At 57.5% G+C, this 13,861-nt stretch carries 23 protein-coding genes; 2 read left to right on the forward strand and 21 right to left on the reverse strand.

Annotated elements, in window-relative coordinates; all coding sequences use genetic code 11:
- Positions 1–12 precede the first annotated feature (12 nt).
- The 21 genes from rplF to rpsL all read right to left on the reverse strand — a co-directional run bounded on the left by rplF (position 13) and on the right by rpsL (position 12,666).
- Positions 13–546, reverse strand: a complete 534-nt coding sequence (gene rplF, locus AKG12_RS04035) for a 50S ribosomal protein L6 (protein WP_006313979.1) — start codon at positions 544–546, stop codon at positions 13–15.
- 42 nt (positions 547–588) lie between these two features.
- Positions 589–987 (reverse strand): 30S ribosomal protein S8, encoded by a 399-nt coding sequence (gene rpsH, locus AKG12_RS04040; protein ID WP_003507786.1) that lies wholly within the window; start codon positions 985–987, stop codon positions 589–591.
- 12 nt (positions 988–999) lie between these two features.
- Positions 1,000–1,305, reverse strand: coding sequence for a 30S ribosomal protein S14 (rpsN, locus tag AKG12_RS04045; protein WP_003495202.1), 306 nt, complete (start codon positions 1,303–1,305; stop codon positions 1,000–1,002).
- Positions 1,306–1,338: 33 nt separating this feature from the next.
- Positions 1,339–1,893 (reverse strand): 50S ribosomal protein L5, encoded by a 555-nt coding sequence (gene rplE / locus AKG12_RS04050; protein ID WP_052817948.1) that lies wholly within the window; start codon positions 1,891–1,893, stop codon positions 1,339–1,341.
- Positions 1,886–2,194: a 50S ribosomal protein L24 gene (gene rplX, locus AKG12_RS04055; protein ID WP_046798168.1), complete on the reverse strand. Its 309-nt coding sequence runs from the start codon at positions 2,192–2,194 to the stop codon at positions 1,886–1,888. Before rplX ends, rplE begins: the two co-directional genes overlap by 8 nt.
- A gap of 12 nt (positions 2,195–2,206) precedes the next feature.
- A complete protein-coding gene (gene rplN, locus AKG12_RS04060; protein WP_003495199.1) occupies positions 2,207–2,575 on the reverse strand; it encodes a 50S ribosomal protein L14 in 369 nt (122 codons plus the stop codon).
- A 234-nt stretch (positions 2,576–2,809) separates the two neighbouring features.
- A complete protein-coding gene (gene rpsQ, locus AKG12_RS04065; protein WP_006313974.1) occupies positions 2,810–3,046 on the reverse strand; it encodes a 30S ribosomal protein S17 in 237 nt (78 codons plus the stop codon).
- An 11-nt stretch (positions 3,047–3,057) separates the two neighbouring features.
- A complete protein-coding gene (rpmC, locus tag AKG12_RS04070; RefSeq protein WP_003495193.1) occupies positions 3,058–3,258 on the reverse strand; it encodes a 50S ribosomal protein L29 in 201 nt (66 codons plus the stop codon).
- A 12-nt stretch (positions 3,259–3,270) separates the two neighbouring features.
- The gene (rplP, locus tag AKG12_RS04075; RefSeq protein WP_006313973.1) at positions 3,271–3,684 is read right to left on the reverse strand and encodes a 50S ribosomal protein L16; all 414 of its coding nucleotides are present in this window, start codon (positions 3,682–3,684) and stop codon (positions 3,271–3,273) included.
- 38 nt (positions 3,685–3,722) lie between these two features.
- Positions 3,723–4,454 (reverse strand): 30S ribosomal protein S3, encoded by a 732-nt coding sequence (gene rpsC, locus AKG12_RS04080; protein WP_003516138.1) that lies wholly within the window; start codon positions 4,452–4,454, stop codon positions 3,723–3,725.
- Positions 4,454–4,843, reverse strand: a complete 390-nt coding sequence (rplV, locus tag AKG12_RS04085; RefSeq protein ID WP_006313972.1) for a 50S ribosomal protein L22 — start codon at positions 4,841–4,843, stop codon at positions 4,454–4,456. Before rplV ends, rpsC begins: the two co-directional genes overlap by 1 nt.
- 2 nt (positions 4,844–4,845) lie before the next feature.
- Positions 4,846–5,124, reverse strand: coding sequence for a 30S ribosomal protein S19 (gene rpsS / locus AKG12_RS04090; protein WP_003507772.1), 279 nt, complete (start codon positions 5,122–5,124; stop codon positions 4,846–4,848).
- Positions 5,125–5,139: 15 nt separating this feature from the next.
- Positions 5,140–5,976 carry a 50S ribosomal protein L2 gene (rplB, locus tag AKG12_RS04095; protein WP_003507771.1) on the reverse strand — a complete coding sequence of 279 codons (837 nt, stop codon included), beginning with the start codon at positions 5,974–5,976 and terminating at the stop codon, positions 5,140–5,142.
- A 43-nt stretch (positions 5,977–6,019) separates the two neighbouring features.
- Positions 6,020–6,313, reverse strand: a complete 294-nt coding sequence (locus AKG12_RS04100; RefSeq protein WP_003495178.1) for a 50S ribosomal protein L23 — start codon at positions 6,311–6,313, stop codon at positions 6,020–6,022.
- A complete protein-coding gene (gene rplD, locus AKG12_RS04105) occupies positions 6,310–6,930 on the reverse strand; it encodes a 50S ribosomal protein L4 (RefSeq protein WP_010971963.1) in 621 nt (206 codons plus the stop codon). Before rplD ends, AKG12_RS04100 begins: the two co-directional genes overlap by 4 nt.
- Positions 6,931–6,942: 12 nt before the next feature.
- Positions 6,943–7,584 carry a 50S ribosomal protein L3 gene (gene rplC, locus AKG12_RS04110; RefSeq protein WP_046798167.1) on the reverse strand — a complete coding sequence of 214 codons (642 nt, stop codon included), beginning with the start codon at positions 7,582–7,584 and terminating at the stop codon, positions 6,943–6,945.
- A 168-nt stretch (positions 7,585–7,752) separates the two neighbouring features.
- Positions 7,753–8,061, reverse strand: coding sequence for a 30S ribosomal protein S10 (gene rpsJ / locus AKG12_RS04115; RefSeq protein WP_003495158.1), 309 nt, complete (start codon positions 8,059–8,061; stop codon positions 7,753–7,755).
- A 310-nt stretch (positions 8,062–8,371) separates the two neighbouring features.
- On the reverse strand, positions 8,372–9,547 hold the full coding sequence (tuf, locus tag AKG12_RS04120; RefSeq protein WP_003507684.1) for an elongation factor Tu: 1,176 nt from the start codon (positions 9,545–9,547) through the stop codon (positions 8,372–8,374).
- Between the two features lie 64 nt (positions 9,548–9,611).
- Positions 9,612–11,711 carry an elongation factor G gene (gene fusA / locus AKG12_RS04125; RefSeq protein ID WP_052817949.1) on the reverse strand — a complete coding sequence of 700 codons (2,100 nt, stop codon included), beginning with the start codon at positions 11,709–11,711 and terminating at the stop codon, positions 9,612–9,614.
- A 34-nt stretch (positions 11,712–11,745) separates the two neighbouring features.
- Positions 11,746–12,216: a 30S ribosomal protein S7 gene (rpsG, locus tag AKG12_RS04130; protein WP_046798164.1), complete on the reverse strand. Its 471-nt coding sequence runs from the start codon at positions 12,214–12,216 to the stop codon at positions 11,746–11,748.
- A gap of 78 nt (positions 12,217–12,294) precedes the next feature.
- Positions 12,295–12,666 (reverse strand): 30S ribosomal protein S12, encoded by a 372-nt coding sequence (gene rpsL, locus AKG12_RS04135; protein WP_003507760.1) that lies wholly within the window; start codon positions 12,664–12,666, stop codon positions 12,295–12,297.
- A gap of 528 nt (positions 12,667–13,194) precedes the next feature.
- Between rpsL and AKG12_RS04140 the strand changes: the two genes are divergently transcribed.
- Positions 13,195–13,488, forward strand: coding sequence for a hypothetical protein (locus AKG12_RS04140; RefSeq protein ID WP_003523731.1), 294 nt, complete (start codon positions 13,195–13,197; stop codon positions 13,486–13,488).
- Positions 13,489–13,497: 9 nt separating this feature from the next.
- Positions 13,498–13,848, forward strand: a complete 351-nt coding sequence (locus AKG12_RS04145) for a VOC family protein (protein WP_052817950.1) — start codon at positions 13,498–13,500, stop codon at positions 13,846–13,848.
- Positions 13,849–13,861 lie beyond the last annotated feature (13 nt).

The raw sequence follows: 13,861 nt of genomic DNA on the forward strand, positions 1-13,861 counted from the left end.
TTCGCGTGATCCTTACTTCTTCTTGCCTTCTTTGCGGACGATACGCTCTTCAGCGTACTTCACGCCCTTGCCCTTGTAGGGCTCGGGACCACGGTATTCGCGGATTTCCGCGGCTACCTGACCGACCTGCTGCTTGTTGATACCGGAAACGATGATTTCCGTCGGCTTCGGCACGGCAATGGTGATGCCGACCGGCGGCTCATAAACCACGTCGTGGGAGAAACCGAGCGCCAGTTGCAGGTTCTTGCCCTGCAGGGCGGCACGATAACCAACGCCGTTGATTTCGAGCTTGCGTTCGTAACCGTCCTTAACACCCTTGAAGATGTTCTCGATCATCGTGCGGGACATGCCCCACTTCGAACGAGCTTCCTTGGTGCCATTGGCGGGCGTTACGGAAACGCCGTTATCTTCGAGTTTCAGCTGAATATCGTCGTTTGCGACGAAAAACAGTTCACCCTTCGGGCCCTTCGCAGTGACCTTCTGGCCGTCGACATTGGCCGTCACACCTGCGGGAACCGGAACGGGCTTTTTACCGATACGAGACATTGTTCAATCCTGTCTGTTCGTTATGGAGATCCGTGCTCGATCTTAGAAGACCGAGCAAAGAACCTCGCCACCAACGTTCTGTTCGCGAGCCTGGTGATCGGCCATCACACCCTTCGGGGTCGAAAGGATGGTGATGCCGAGGCCGTTCGCGACCTGCGGAATGGACTTTACCGAGACATAAACCCGGCGGCCCGGCTTGGAAACGCGGCCGATCTCACGGATCACGGACGCGCCTTCGTAGTACTTCAGTTCGATGGTGAATTCGGACTTGCCGTTTTCGAAATCGACCTTGGAATAACCGCGAATGTAGCCTTCAGCCTGCAGCACGTCGAGAACGCGTGCGCGGAGGCTGGAAGCAGGCGTGCTGACCGCAGACTTGCGGCGAGCGGCACCATTGCGGATGCGGGTGAGCATATCACCCAAAGGATCAGTCATGGTCATGTGCCCGTCTCCTTACCAGCTCGACTTGACAATGCCCGGCACCTTGCCGGAATTGCCCAGCTCACGAAGCGCGATACGCGACATCTTGAGCTTGCGATAGAACGCGCGCGGACGGCCCGTTACTTCGCAGCGGTTGCGGATACGCGTCTTCGAGCCGTCACGCGGCAGCGAAGCGAGCTTCAGAGTGGCCTTGAACCGGTCTTCGATCGGAAGGGACTGGTTCATTACGATCGCCTTGAGTGCAGCACGCTTGGTGGCCTGCTGGGCGACCGACTTGCGGCGGCGCTTGTTCTTTTCAACTGCGCTTGTTTTCGCCATATCGGAGTTCCTTTTCTACGCTCGTCGTTACGGTTAGTGACGGAACGGGAAGTTGAACTCTGTAAGCAGAGCCCGAGCTTCGTCGTCCGACGTCGCCGTCGTGCAAACGATGATGTCCATGCCCCACATCTGATCAACCTTATCGTAGTTGATCTCAGGGAACACAATGTGTTCCTTGATGCCCATGGCGAAGTTGCCACGGCCGTCAAAGCTCTTGGGGTTCAGACCCCGGAAGTCGCGAACGCGCGGCAGCGCGATGTTGATCAGACGATCAAGGAATTCATACATGCGTGCGCCACGAAGGGTAACCTTCGCACCGATAGGCATGCCTTCGCGAAGCTTGAAACCAGCGATCGAATTACGAGCGCGGGTAACGACCGGCTTCTGGCCGGCGATTGCAGCCAGGTCACCGGCAGCAATGGTAGGCTTCTTGGAATCGGCAGTCGCTTCACCAACACCCATGTTGATCACGATCTTTTCAAGCTTCGGGATCATCATTACGTTGGCGTAGGAGAACTTCTCCTGCATGGCGCCGCGGATGCGCGACACGTATTCCGTCTTGAGACGCGGCTCGTACTTGTCAGCCATCGATCACTTCTCCCGAACGCTTGGCCACGCGGACCTTCTTGCCTTCTACAACAGAAAAGCCAACGCGGGTCGGCTTGCCATCCTTATCGGCGATGGCAATGTTGGAGATGTGCAAGGATGCTTCCTTGTTGATGATGCCGGCTTCCTGGCCCTGGGTCTGGCGCTGGTGACGCTTCACCATGTTTACGCCACGCACAACAGCCCGGTCTTCCTTCGGCAAAACCTGGATTACTTCGCCGGTACGGCCCTTGTCCTTACCGGTCAATACGACAACCTTGTCGCCTTTACGAATTTTCTGCATCGCAATTGCTCCTTACAGTACTTCCGGAGCCAGCGAGATGATCTTCATATGGTTCTTGGCGCGAAGTTCGCGCGGAACCGGTCCGAAGATACGGGTGCCGATGGGCTCTTTCTTGTTGTCGATAAGAACGGCTGCGTTATTATCGAAACGGATGACGCTGCCGTCAGCGCGACGGATGTCCTTGGCGGTGCGCACGACAACCGCCTTCATCACATCGCCCTTCTTGACGCGGCCGCGCGGAATAGCTTCCTTGATGGAAACGACAATAATGTCGCCAACAGAAGCATATTTGCGCTTCGAGCCGCCCAGCACCTTGATGCACATGACACGACGTGCGCCGGAATTATCCGCCACGTCGAGGTTTGTTTGCATCTGAATCATGTCAGGTCGCCTTCTTGTTGTTACCGGAACGGTTGGGCAAACTCTCCCGAGCAAGCCCCCTGCTCCAGCTTATGAATATCTCTTTTTTTGCGCGGAAATGTCGTGACAGGGTGGTTTCCCGAAGGACCTTCCGTGCGCATCAAAGCAAAAGACGCTCGATTCACGAGCGTCCTTGCGCTGCTTCATACAGGAATTCGCGCCAAGTACAAGATGCCTGGCGCGATTCTGATGAAATTAAGCCTGGGCGGCGACGACCGTCCAGCGCTTGTCCTTGGAGATCGGTGCGCATTCCTCGATGGAAACGACATCGCCGACCTTGTATTGATTGTTTTCGTCGTGCGCCTTGTACTTCTTCGAACGACGAACGGTCTTTTGCATGAGCGGGTGAGCGAATCGACGCTCAACCCGGACCACGACAGTCTTCTCGTTCTTGTCGGACACTACGACGCCCTGCAGAATGCGTTTCGGCATATTATTTTTCCTTAGGCCTTGGCTTCTGCCGCCTTCTGGCGGGCAATGGTTTTAACGCGGGCGATGTCCTTGCGGACTTCGTTGATGCGCGAGGACTTCTCCAGCTGGCCGGTCGCCTTCTGGAAGCGCAGGTTGAACTGCTCCTTCTTCAGATCGGCGAGCTTGTCCTTGAGCTGGTCGGCGCTGAGGCCGCGAACTTCATCGGCTTTCATGTGCCTTGCTCCTTACTCTGCGATGCGCTGTACGAAGCGCGTCTTGACCGAGAGCTTGGCAGCGCCGAGACGAAGCGCCTCACGGGCGATCTCCTCGGTAACACCGTCGATCTCGAACATCATACGACCGGGCTTGACCTTGCATGCCCAGTATTCGACCGAACCCTTGCCCTTACCCATACGAACTTCGGTCGGCTTAGCCGTTACCGGAACGTCGGGGAATACGCGGATCCACACACGACCTGCGCGCTTCATGTAACGCGTGATCGCGCGGCGGGCCGCTTCGATCTCGCGTGCATTCACGCGGTTCGGTTCCTGCGACTTCAAGCCGAATTCACCGAATGCCAGGTCAAAGCCGCCCTTGGCGACGCCCTTGATGCGTCCCTTGAACTGCTTACGGTACTTAGTACGCTTTGGCTGCAACATTTTCTTACTTCTCCGAGCTTATCTTTCGCCAGCGTCAATCAAGCGTTTTCGCGACGACGATCGGGACGATCGCCACGCTCACGGCTTGCAGGGCCCTGCGCATCGCCTTCGAGACCGCGACGCTCAGAAGCCATCGGATCGTGCTCAAGGATTTCGCCCTTGAAGATCCAGACCTTGATGCCGCAGATGCCGAATGCGGTTTCAGCTTCAGCTGTGCCGTAGTCGATGTCCGCACGCAGCGTGTGCAGCGGAACGCGACCTTCGCGGTACCATTCGGTACGAGCGATTTCAGCACCGCCGAGACGGCCGCCGCAGGTGATCTTGATGCCTTCGGCGCCAAGACGCATGGCAGACTGAACCGAGCGCTTCATTGCGCGGCGGAAAGCCACGCGACGCTCGAGCTGCTGGGCGATCGACTGGGCAACGAGAGTTGCGTCGATTTCCGGCTTGCGCACTTCAACGATGTTGAGGTGCGTTTCGGAGTTGGTCATCTCGGAAAGCTTCTTGCGAAGCTTCTCGATGTCCGCGCCCTTCTTGCCGATGATGAGACCCGGACGAGCCGAGTGGATCGTAACGCGGCACTTCTTGTGCGGACGCTCGATGACCACCTTGGCGATACCGGCCTGCTTGAGTTCCTTGATCAGGTATGCCCGGATCTTCAGGTCTTCATGCAGCAGCTTGCCGTATTCCGCGGTGTCAGCGTACCAGCGGCTATCCCAGGTACGGTTGATGCCGAGGCGGAAGCCGATTGGATTGATTTTCTGACCCATTATGCGGCCTCCCCTTTTTCCTCAACTTCACGAACAACGATCGTGAGATGAGCGAACGGCTTTTCAATGCGGGACGCACGACCACGGCCACGAGCGTGGAAACGCTTCATGGTGATGGACTTGCCAACATAGGCCTCGGCGACGACGAGAGCGTCGACGTCGAGGTCATGGTTGTTTTCCGCATTGGCAATTGCAGATTCCAGCGTCTTCTTGACGGTGCCTGCAATGCGCTTGCGGGAGAATTCGAGCTCGGCGAGAGCGCGATCAACCTTCTTGCCACGGATAAGAGCGGCAACCAGGTTCAGTTTCTGGGGGCTGACGCGGAGCGTACGGGCAATGGCCTGAGCCTCATTGTCCTTCAGCCGGCGTTCGGTCTTAGCCTTCGCCATGATTACTTCCTCTTTGCCTTCTTGTCCGCGCCGTGACCGTAATAGGTACGGGTCGGAGAGAATTCACCGAACTTGTGTCCGACCATGTCTTCGTTGACCGAGACGGGCACATGCTTGCTGCCGTTATAAACGCCGAAGGTCAGACCGACGAACTGCGGCAGGATCGTGGAGCGACGGCTCCAGATCTTGATTACTTCATTACGTCCGCTCTCGCGCACCTTCTCAGCCTTGGTGAGAAGATAGCCGTCAACAAACGGACCTTTCCATACTGAACGAGCCATTAGTGACTACCTCTCTTACTTCTTACGCTGATGGCGCGAGCGCATGATGAACTTGTCGGTCGACTTGTTCGAACGGGTGCGCTTGCCCTTCGTGGGCTTGCCCCACGGAGTAACCGGGTGACGACCACCCGATGTGCGACCTTCACCACCACCGTGCGGGTGGTCGACCGGGTTCATGACGACGCCGCGAACGTGCGGACGCTTGCCACGCCAACGCGAACGACCAGCCTTGCCGTCGTTGATGTTGCCGTGATCCGAGTTCGAAACAGCACCGATTGATGCGAGGCACGAGCCATGCACCAGACGCTGTTCGCCCGAGTTGAGACGCAGGATGGCCATACCGGCATCGCGGCCGACGAGCTGGACATACGTACCGGCGGAGCGGGCGATCTGACCGCCTTTACCCGGCTTCATCTCGACGTTGTGGATGATCGAACCGACCGGAATGTACTGAAGCGGCATGGTGTTGCCGGGCTTCACGTCCACTGCCTTGTCGGAGGCGATCACCTTGTCACCAGCAGCGAGACGCTGTGGCGCGAGAATGTAAGCCTGTTCGCCGTCGGTATACGTAACCAGCGCGATGAACGCGGTGCGGTTGGGGTCGTATTCCAAACGTTCAACGGTGCCTTCAACGTCGAACTTGCGACGCTTGAAATCCACCAGACGGTAGGTCCGCTTGTGACCGCCACCCTGGAACCGGACGGTGATCCGGCCCTGGTTATTGCGGCCACCCTTGGAGCTGAGGCCCTGGGTCAGAGCCTTTACCGGCTTGCCCTTGTAGAGCGAAGCGCGGTCCACGATAACCAGCTGGCGCTGGCTTGGCGTGGTCGGATTGAAACTTTTCAATGCCATTTTATTGTTCCCTTTTGGGTCTTTGCCCGCTTGGGCCTAACCTTTAGAGTCCGGTGGACACGTCGATGGATTGACCTTCGGCGAGCGTAACGACGGCTTTCTTGACGTCTTTCAGCTTACCGGCGAACCCACGGAAACGACGGGTCTTACCCTTGCGGATAAGCGTGTTCACAGCCGTGACTTTGACGCCGAAGAGAGCTTCCACGGCAGCCTTGATTTCAGGCTTGGAAGCGCTTTTGGCGACGTTGAATACGACCTGGTTCTGTTCGGAGACCAGCGTCGACTTTTCCGTGATCGAAGGAGATACGATCACATCGTAGTGGCGAAGATCCGTCATTTGAACCGCTCCTCCAGAGCCTCTACAGCAGCCTTGGAAAGCACCAGCTTGCCACGGCGCAGGATGTCGTAAACATTGATGCCCTGTACCGGCAGAACGTCCACATTCGGGATGTTCTGGGCTGCGAGCTTGAAGTTGCCATCAAGTTCAGCGCCACCGATAACGAGAGCGTTGGTCAGGCCAAGCGAAGCGAAGCTGCCCAGCAGAGCCTTGGTCTTTGCTTCAGATGCAACGAGCTGATCAACGATGATCAGTTCTTCAGCCTTCAGCTTTGCAGACAGGGCGTGACGCAGAGCGAGCGCACGAACCTTCTTGGGAAGGTCATGGGCGTGGCTGCGAACGACCGGGCCGTGGGCCTTGCCGCCGCCGCGGAACTGCGGTGCGCGAGCCGAATGATGACGAGCGCGGCCCGTACCCTTCTGCTTGTACATCTTGGCACCGGTGCGGGAAACTTCCGACCGGTTCTTGGTCTTGTGGGTTCCCTGCTGCTTCTTAGCAAGCTGCCAGCGAACCATGCGGGCCAGAATGTCCTGGCGGGGGTCGAGGCCAAAGATCTCATCCGACAGAGAAACCTTGCCGGCGTCTTTTCCCTCGAGGGTCTTGACGTTCAATTCCATGATAAGGCTCCCTTACTTCGCAGCCGACTTGACGGCGTCGCGGACGATGATCCAGGAACCCTTCGAACCGGGAACTGCACCCTTCACGAGGATGAGGCCACGGTCTTCGTCAGTCGAAACGACTTCGAGGTTCTGGGTCGTAACGCGTGTCTGGCCCATATGACCAGCCATGCGCTTGCCCTTCCAGACGCGGCCCGGATCCTGGTTGTTACCGGTCGAACCGTGTGCACGGTGCGATACGGAGTTACCGTGCGAAGCGCGGCCACCACCGAAGTTGTGACGCTTCATAGCACCGGCAAAACCTTTACCGATTGTGGTTCCAGTGACGTCCACCAGCTGGCCGTTCTGAAAATGAGTTGCGGTCAGTGTTGCACCGATGTCGATCAGGTTCTCGGGGGAAACCCGGAACTCGACGAGCTTGGCTTTCGGTTCGACATTGGCAGCGGCAAAATGACCGCGAAGCGCCTTCGTCGTGTTCTTGACCTTGGACTGGCCGGCACCGAGCTGAACTGCGGTGTAGCCATTCTTGTCTTCCGTGCGCTGGGCAACGACTTGTACGTTATCCAGTCGCAATACTGTTACGGGGATATGTTCACCTGCGTCGTTATAGACGCGTGTCATACCCACTTTCTGTGCAATCACACCTGAACGCATTGGTTCATCCTCTTGCGAGCCTTGAAGGGAAAACCCTCTCTGGCCTTTGTTAAGGAGTGCCCTTCGACATCTCACGATGTTTCCGGTCTCCGGTTTGGAAGTCGTTGGATTGCTCCACGTACCTTCCTTGTTATTTCAGCCCTCACCTTGGATGGATCGGGCCGGGTCTTAGAGCTTGATTTCCACGTCAACGCCAGCAGCGAGGTCGAGCTTCATAAGAGCATCGACAGTCTGCGGGGTGGGGTCAACGATATCAAGAAGACGCTTGTGCGTCCGCATTTCGAACTGTTCACGGCTTTTCTTGTCAACGTGAGGAGAGCGGTTGACGGTAAACTTTTCGATGCGGGTGGGGAGTGGAACCGGGCCGCGAACGCTGGCGCCGGTGCGCTTTGCGGTCGACACGATTTCACGGGTAGAGGCATCGAGGATCCGGTGATCGAACGCCTTGAGGCGGATACGGATATTCTGGCCGGTCATTCGTCTTGTCCTTGTTCTTTGTTATTCGTTTCCGCACGCGGAAACACATGAACTTCTATTGATCGTGGCGCCGCAGATTTTCAAAAATCGAGAGGGATGCGCCTCGCACCCCAATCATTTCAGTAGTCTGTATTGCTAAAACACCGCGTTTCGCAAATGCTTGCGAATCCAGCGGTGAGTGTGAGTGCGCGTTTACGCGCTTTCACCGAATTTTTCAAGCACTAAAAATGCAACGCCGCCAGGCTTTTTATTAAAAGCCCGACGGCGGTGTTTGTGACACCGCCGTCGGAGCGAATTTTAAAAGTCGAAATTACTCGACGATCGAAGCAACGATGCCGGCGCCGACGGTACGGCCGCCTTCGCGGATAGCGAAGCGCAGCTTTTCTTCCATCGCGATCGGAACGATCAGCTCGACTTCAACCGTGACGTTGTCGCCAGGCATAACCATTTCCGTGCCTTCCGGCAGCGAAACGATGCCAGTCACGTCCGTCGTGCGGAAGTAGAACTGCGGGCGGTAGTTCGTGAAGAACGGCGTATGACGGCCGCCTTCTTCCTTCGTCAGGATGTAGGCTTCTGCCATGAACTTCTTGTGCGGCTTGACCGAACCCGGCTTGCACAGGATCTGGCCACGCTCAACGCCGTCACGGGTAACGCCGCGAACGAGAGCACCGATGTTGTCGCCAGCCTGGCCCTGATCGAGCAGCTTGCGGAACATTTCAACGCCGGTAACCGTCGTCTTCGAGGTCGGACGAATGCCGACGATCTCGACTTCTTCACCAACCTTGACGATACCGCGCTCAACGCGACCCGTCACAACCGTACCACGGCCGGAGATCGAGAACACGTCTTCGATCGGCATCAGGAACGGCTGGTCGATCGGACGCTCAGGCGTCGGGATGTAGGCGTCAACAGCGGCCATCAGCTCGCGGATCGCGTCTTCACCGATCTTCTTGTCGGAATCTTCAAGAGCAGCAAGTGCCGAACCCTTGATGATCGGGATATCGTCGCCCGGGAAGTCGTAGGACGACAGAAGTTCGCGAACTTCAAGCTCGACGAGCTCGAGAAGCTCGGCGTCGTCAACCTGGTCGACCTTGTTGAGGAACACGACGATTGCCGGAACGCCAACCTGACGGGCAAGCAGGATGTGCTCGCGGGTCTGCGGCATCGGGCCGTCGGCAGCCGAGCAAACCAGGATCGCGCCGTCCATCTGCGCAGCACCGGTGATCATGTTCTTCACGTAGTCGGCGTGGCCGGGGCAGTCGACGTGCGCGTAGTGACGGGCAGGCGTCTCATATTCAACGTGTGCCGTCGAAATCGTGATACCACGGGCCTTTTCTTCAGGCGCGGCGTCGATCTGGTCATACGCCTTGAATTCGCCGAAGAACTTCGTGATCGCGGCCGTCAGCGACGTCTTGCCATGGTCAACGTGACCGATCGTGCCAATGTTGACGTGCGGCTTATTGCGCTCAAACTTGCTCTTTGCCATTAGTGGCTCTCCATTCTTGTCCCTTGACGGGAATAATCTTCAAATCTGGTGGGGCGTACCCCGATCACTTCTGACCGGAGTACTTTGCCTGGATTTCCTGCGCCACGTTCGACGGAACCGGCGAGTAGTGGTCGAACGTCATCGAGTACTGAGCGCGGCCTTGGCTCATGGAGCGCAGGTTGTCGACGTACTTGAACATGTTCGCGAGCGGAACATGCGCGTTGATGACGATGGTGATACCACGGCTTTCCTGGCCCTGGATCTGACCACGACGGGAGTTCAGGTCGCCGATAACGTCGCCGACATAGTCTTCCGGCGTTACGACTTCGACCTTCATCATCGGCTCGAGAAGCTGTGCACCAGCCTTCTTGGCTGCTTCACGGAAGCAGGCACGCGATGCGATTTCGAAGGCGAGAACCGACGAGTCGACGTCGTGGAATGCACCGTCGATCAGCGTCGCCTTGACGCCGAGCATCGGGAAGCCAGCCAGCGGACCGGAAGACAGAACGCTTTCGATACCCTTCTGAACGCCCGGGATGTATTCCTTCGGAACAGCACCACCGACGATCTTGGATTCGAACTTGAAGTCTTCGCCTTCAGGGTTCGGTTCGAAGATGATCTTGACGCGAGCGAACTGACCGGTACCACCGGACTGCTTCTTGTGCGTGTAGTCTTCTTCGTGCTGACGCGTGATCGTTTCGCGATAGGCAACCTGCGGCGCGCCGACGGTGGCTTCAACCTTGAACTCGCGACGCATACGGTCAACGAGAATGTCGAGGTGAAGTTCGCCCATGCCCGCGATGATCGTCTGACCGGACTCTTCGTCGGTCTTGACGCGGAACGAAGGATCCTCAGCAGCCAGACGGTTGAGCGCGAGGCCCATCTTTTCCTGGTCGCCCTTGGTCTTCGGCTCGATCGCGATCTGGATGACCGGCTCGGGGAATTCCATGCGCTCGAGGATAACCGGCTTCAGCGGATCGCAGAGCGTATCGCCAGTGGTGGTTTCCTTGAGGCCAGCCAGAGCAACGATGTCGCCGGCAAAGGCTTCTTCGATGTCTTCGCGCGAGTTGGAGTGCATCTGCAGCATACGGCCGACGCGCTCACGCTTGTCCTTAACCGTGTTGATGACAGACGTACCCTTTTCGAGCTTGCCCGAATAGATACGCGCAAACGTCAGCGAACCGACGAAGGGGTCGTTCATGATCTTGAACGCGAGCATGGAAAGCGGCTCGCTGTCGTCGGCATGACGCTCGATCTCGGCTTCGGTCTTGAAGTCGATGCCCTTGATCGCCGGAATGTCCAGCGGCGAAGGCAGATAGTCGACGACGGCGTCGAGAAGCGGCTGAACGCCCTTGTTCTTGAACGCGGTACCGCAGAACATCGGGTGGAACTTCACGTCGATGGTGCCGCGGCGAACCAGTGCACGGATCTGCTCGTTGTCAGGCATGATGCCGTTCAGGTAGTTTTCCATCGCTTCTTCGTCGATCTCGACAACGGTCTCGATCAGCTTTTCGCGATATTCGTCAGCCTTGGCCTTCATGTCATCAGGAATTTCGACGACGTCCCACTGAGCGCCGAGCGATTCGTCGCGCCAGATGAGTGCGTTCATCTCGATCAGATCGATAACGCCCTTGAACTCGGTCTCAGCGCCGATCGGCAGCTGCATGACGACGGCAATGGCGCCGAGACGGGTCTTGATCATTTCTACCGAGCGGTAGAAGTCAGCACCGGTCTTGTCCATCTTGTTGCAGAAGATCATGCGCGGAACATGATACTTCTCAGCCTGGCGCCAGACGGTTTCCGTCTGCGGCTCCACACCGGCGTTGGCGTCGAGCAGCGCGATGGCGCCGTCGAGAACGCGCAGCGAACGCTCGACTTCAATGGTGAAGTCAACGTGGCCGGGGGTGTCGATGATGTTGAAACGGCGCATCTTGCCGTCACGGCCCTTCCAGAAGGTCGTGGTGGCAGCAGACGTGATGGTGATACCACGCTCCTGCTCCTGCTCCATCCAGTCCATCGTGGCTGCGCCATCGTGAACTTCACCGATCTTGTGCGACTTACCGGTGTAATAAAGGATACGCTCGGTGGTCGTCGTCTTGCCGGCGTCGATATGCGCCATGATACCGAAATTGCGGTAGTCTTCGATTTTATATTCGCGAGCCATAATGGACTGCCTTTCGATATGCGACCGGTTAAGATTACCAGCGGTAATGCGAGAATGCGCGGTTGGCGTCAGCCATCTTGTGCGTGTCTTCGCGCTTCTTGACAGCCGAACCACGGTTGTTCGCAGCGTCCATGAGTTCGCCGGAAAGGCGATCGACCATGGTCGTTTCGTTGCGCTTGCGCGCAGCGGTGATCAGCCAGCGGATGGCCAGAGCCTGACGGCGCTCGGGGCGAACATCGACCGGAACCTGGTAGGTAGCACCACCAACGCGGCGCGAACGCACTTCAACATGCGGAGCAACGTTGTCGAGGGCGGAGTGGAACACGCCGAGCGGCTCCTGCTTCGTCTTGCCCTGAACGACGTCGAACGCGCCGTAAACGATGCTTTCTGCGACCGACTTCTTGCCGTGAAGCATGATGGCGTTCATGAACTTGGTAACGATCAGATCGCCGAACTTCGGATCCGGGTTGATCTCACGCTTTTCTGCACTATGGCGACGGGACATATTCTTTGTCTCTCAATGTTATTGACGCTTTACCACGCGGAGAACCTCGCGCAGCGCCGGAATTTGTTTAAACCCGAATTACTTCGGACGCTTCGCACCGTACTTGGAGCGGCGCTGCTTGCGGTTCTTGACGCCCTGGGTATCGAGAACACCGCGGATGATGTGGTAACGCACGCCCGGCAAGTCCTTTACGCGGCCGCCGCGGATCATGACCACGGAGTGTTCCTGAAGGTTGTGACCTTCGCCCGGAATGTAACCGATGACTTCGAAGCCGTTGGTGAGGCGGATCTTGGCAACCTTACGCAGAGCCGAGTTCGGCTTCTTCGGGGTCGTCGTGTAAACGCGGGTGCAAACACCACGCTTCTGCGGGTTTTCCTGAAGAGCAGGAACCTTGTTGCGCTTTACCTGTGCCTGGCGAGGCTTGCGGATCAGCTGGTTTACGGTAGGCATATAACCATCCCTTGCAAAAACTACTTTAGCCACCCGAACGGGTGGCGGCTATGCCGTTGCCGGCGACGACGCACGTATATATCCTCATGCGCAAAACGTGGCCCGATCCGTTTTCACGGATGGACCACCAAGAGCAGAGGACACCTCAACGAGGCGTCTTGCATGCAACATTCGTGTCTTCTACGTGCAATGGAGTCTTGTTTGAATTGATGTTCGGAAAAAAGGTTTCCGAACGGCCAGCACCCACAGAGGCTCCGATGGCGGGCGTACTACTGTTTTAGCCAGCTTTCGTCAAGGCCGAATCCGCATTTTGCGCCCGCGCCCGCGGCCACAAAGCCCGCAGGCGGGCCATTTCCCCCTCCTTCTAACAGAAGTCACCATCGGCAACAGCGATTTTGCGCTCCGGCCTTTGGCTTTTCATAAAATCCGTCTATTGATTCCCTCAAGCGGCCAGACTTGGCCCGCCACGCGCAAGGCCCGCTCCGGTCGACCCGCGTACATAGCAACGACAGATCAAGGAACCGCGTCATGAGCACCCTCCCCGACAACGACAACGGACGCGACGAGCCGATGGTCTTCATCGTCATCGGCAAGGCTTACGAGACCGATAACTCCGAGGGCATCGACATCCACGTCATCCTTCGGGCGCCGGACGACGATACCGCCGTGCGTGAAACACTGAACGCGCTTTCCGAGGAAGGCTTCATCGAGGCCGACCTCGACCAGATCGGCATGCTGACCGAAATCCCGGATGAAGAGCCGCACGCTTCCGCCTATCAGGGCGCACTGGAAGGCGAAGTGGCGATCATCCGCTTCGCCTGAGGCACAGCCATGACGGTGAGACGCATCGTCACCAATATCGCGACACCCGACCTTGAACGGGCGGGTGTCTTTTATGGCGATATTCTCGGCATGACCATCGCCATGGATCACGGCTGGATCGTGACCTATGCAAGCCCGGTTGAAACACCTGCCCAGATCAGCTTTGCCCGCGAAGGCGGCTCCGGAACGGCGGTCCCCGACATCTCCATCGAGGTCGACAATTTCGACGAGGTTTACGCCCGCATAGTTAAAGCCGGGCTGCCGGTCGAATACGGACCGGCCATCGAAACATGGGGCGTGCGCCGCCTGTTCCTGCGCGATCCCTTTGGCAGACTGATCAATATATTAAGTCACTTATAGATTATATACTTCA

Source organism: Agrobacterium sp. SUL3 (assembly GCF_001263295.1).
Taxonomy (GTDB): Bacteria; Pseudomonadota; Alphaproteobacteria; order Rhizobiales; family Rhizobiaceae; genus Agrobacterium; species Agrobacterium tomkonis.

Coding starts and splice junctions, on each gene's coding strand:
- rplF (WP_006313979.1), bottom strand. CDS start 546: ATGTCTCGTATCGGTAAAAAGCCCGTTCCGGTTCCCGCAGGTGTGACG.
- rpsH (WP_003507786.1), bottom strand. CDS start 987: ATGACCATGACTGATCCTTTGGGTGATATGCTCACCCGCATCCGCAAT.
- rpsN (WP_003495202.1), bottom strand. CDS start 1,305: ATGGCGAAAACAAGCGCAGTTGAAAAGAACAAGCGCCGCCGCAAGTCG.
- rplE (WP_052817948.1), bottom strand. CDS start 1,893: ATGGCTGACAAGTACGAGCCGCGTCTCAAGACGGAATACGTGTCGCGC.
- rplX (WP_046798168.1), bottom strand. CDS start 2,194: ATGCAGAAAATTCGTAAAGGCGACAAGGTTGTCGTATTGACCGGTAAG.
- rplN (WP_003495199.1), bottom strand. CDS start 2,575: ATGATTCAGATGCAAACAAACCTCGACGTGGCGGATAATTCCGGCGCA.
- rpsQ (WP_006313974.1), bottom strand. CDS start 3,046: ATGCCGAAACGCATTCTGCAGGGCGTCGTAGTGTCCGACAAGAACGAG.
- rpmC (WP_003495193.1), bottom strand. CDS start 3,258: ATGAAAGCCGATGAAGTTCGCGGCCTCAGCGCCGACCAGCTCAAGGAC.
- rplP (WP_006313973.1), bottom strand. CDS start 3,684: ATGTTGCAGCCAAAGCGTACTAAGTACCGTAAGCAGTTCAAGGGACGC.
- rpsC (WP_003516138.1), bottom strand. CDS start 4,454: ATGGGTCAGAAAATCAATCCAATCGGCTTCCGCCTCGGCATCAACCGT.
- rplV (WP_006313972.1), bottom strand. CDS start 4,843: ATGGCGAAGGCTAAGACCGAACGCCGGCTGAAGGACAATGAGGCTCAG.
- rpsS (WP_003507772.1), bottom strand. CDS start 5,124: ATGGCTCGTTCAGTATGGAAAGGTCCGTTTGTTGACGGCTATCTTCTC.
- rplB (WP_003507771.1), bottom strand. CDS start 5,976: ATGGCATTGAAAAGTTTCAATCCGACCACGCCAAGCCAGCGCCAGCTG.
- AKG12_RS04100 (WP_003495178.1), bottom strand. CDS start 6,313: ATGACGGATCTTCGCCACTACGATGTGATCGTATCTCCTTCGATCACG.
- rplD (WP_010971963.1), bottom strand. CDS start 6,930: ATGGAATTGAACGTCAAGACCCTCGAGGGAAAAGACGCCGGCAAGGTT.
- rplC (WP_046798167.1), bottom strand. CDS start 7,584: ATGCGTTCAGGTGTGATTGCACAGAAAGTGGGTATGACACGCGTCTAT.
- rpsJ (WP_003495158.1), bottom strand. CDS start 8,061: ATGACCGGCCAGAATATCCGTATCCGCCTCAAGGCGTTCGATCACCGG.
- tuf (WP_003507684.1), bottom strand. CDS start 9,547: ATGGCAAAGAGCAAGTTTGAGCGCAATAAGCCGCACGTCAACATTGGC.
- fusA (WP_052817949.1), bottom strand. CDS start 11,711: ATGGCTCGCGAATATAAAATCGAAGACTACCGCAATTTCGGTATCATG.
- rpsG (WP_046798164.1), bottom strand. CDS start 12,216: ATGTCCCGTCGCCATAGTGCAGAAAAGCGTGAGATCAACCCGGATCCG.
- rpsL (WP_003507760.1), bottom strand. CDS start 12,666: ATGCCTACCGTAAACCAGCTGATCCGCAAGCCTCGCCAGGCACAGGTA.
- AKG12_RS04140 (WP_003523731.1), top strand. CDS start 13,195: ATGAGCACCCTCCCCGACAACGACAACGGACGCGACGAGCCGATGGTC.
- AKG12_RS04145 (WP_052817950.1), top strand. CDS start 13,498: ATGACGGTGAGACGCATCGTCACCAATATCGCGACACCCGACCTTGAA.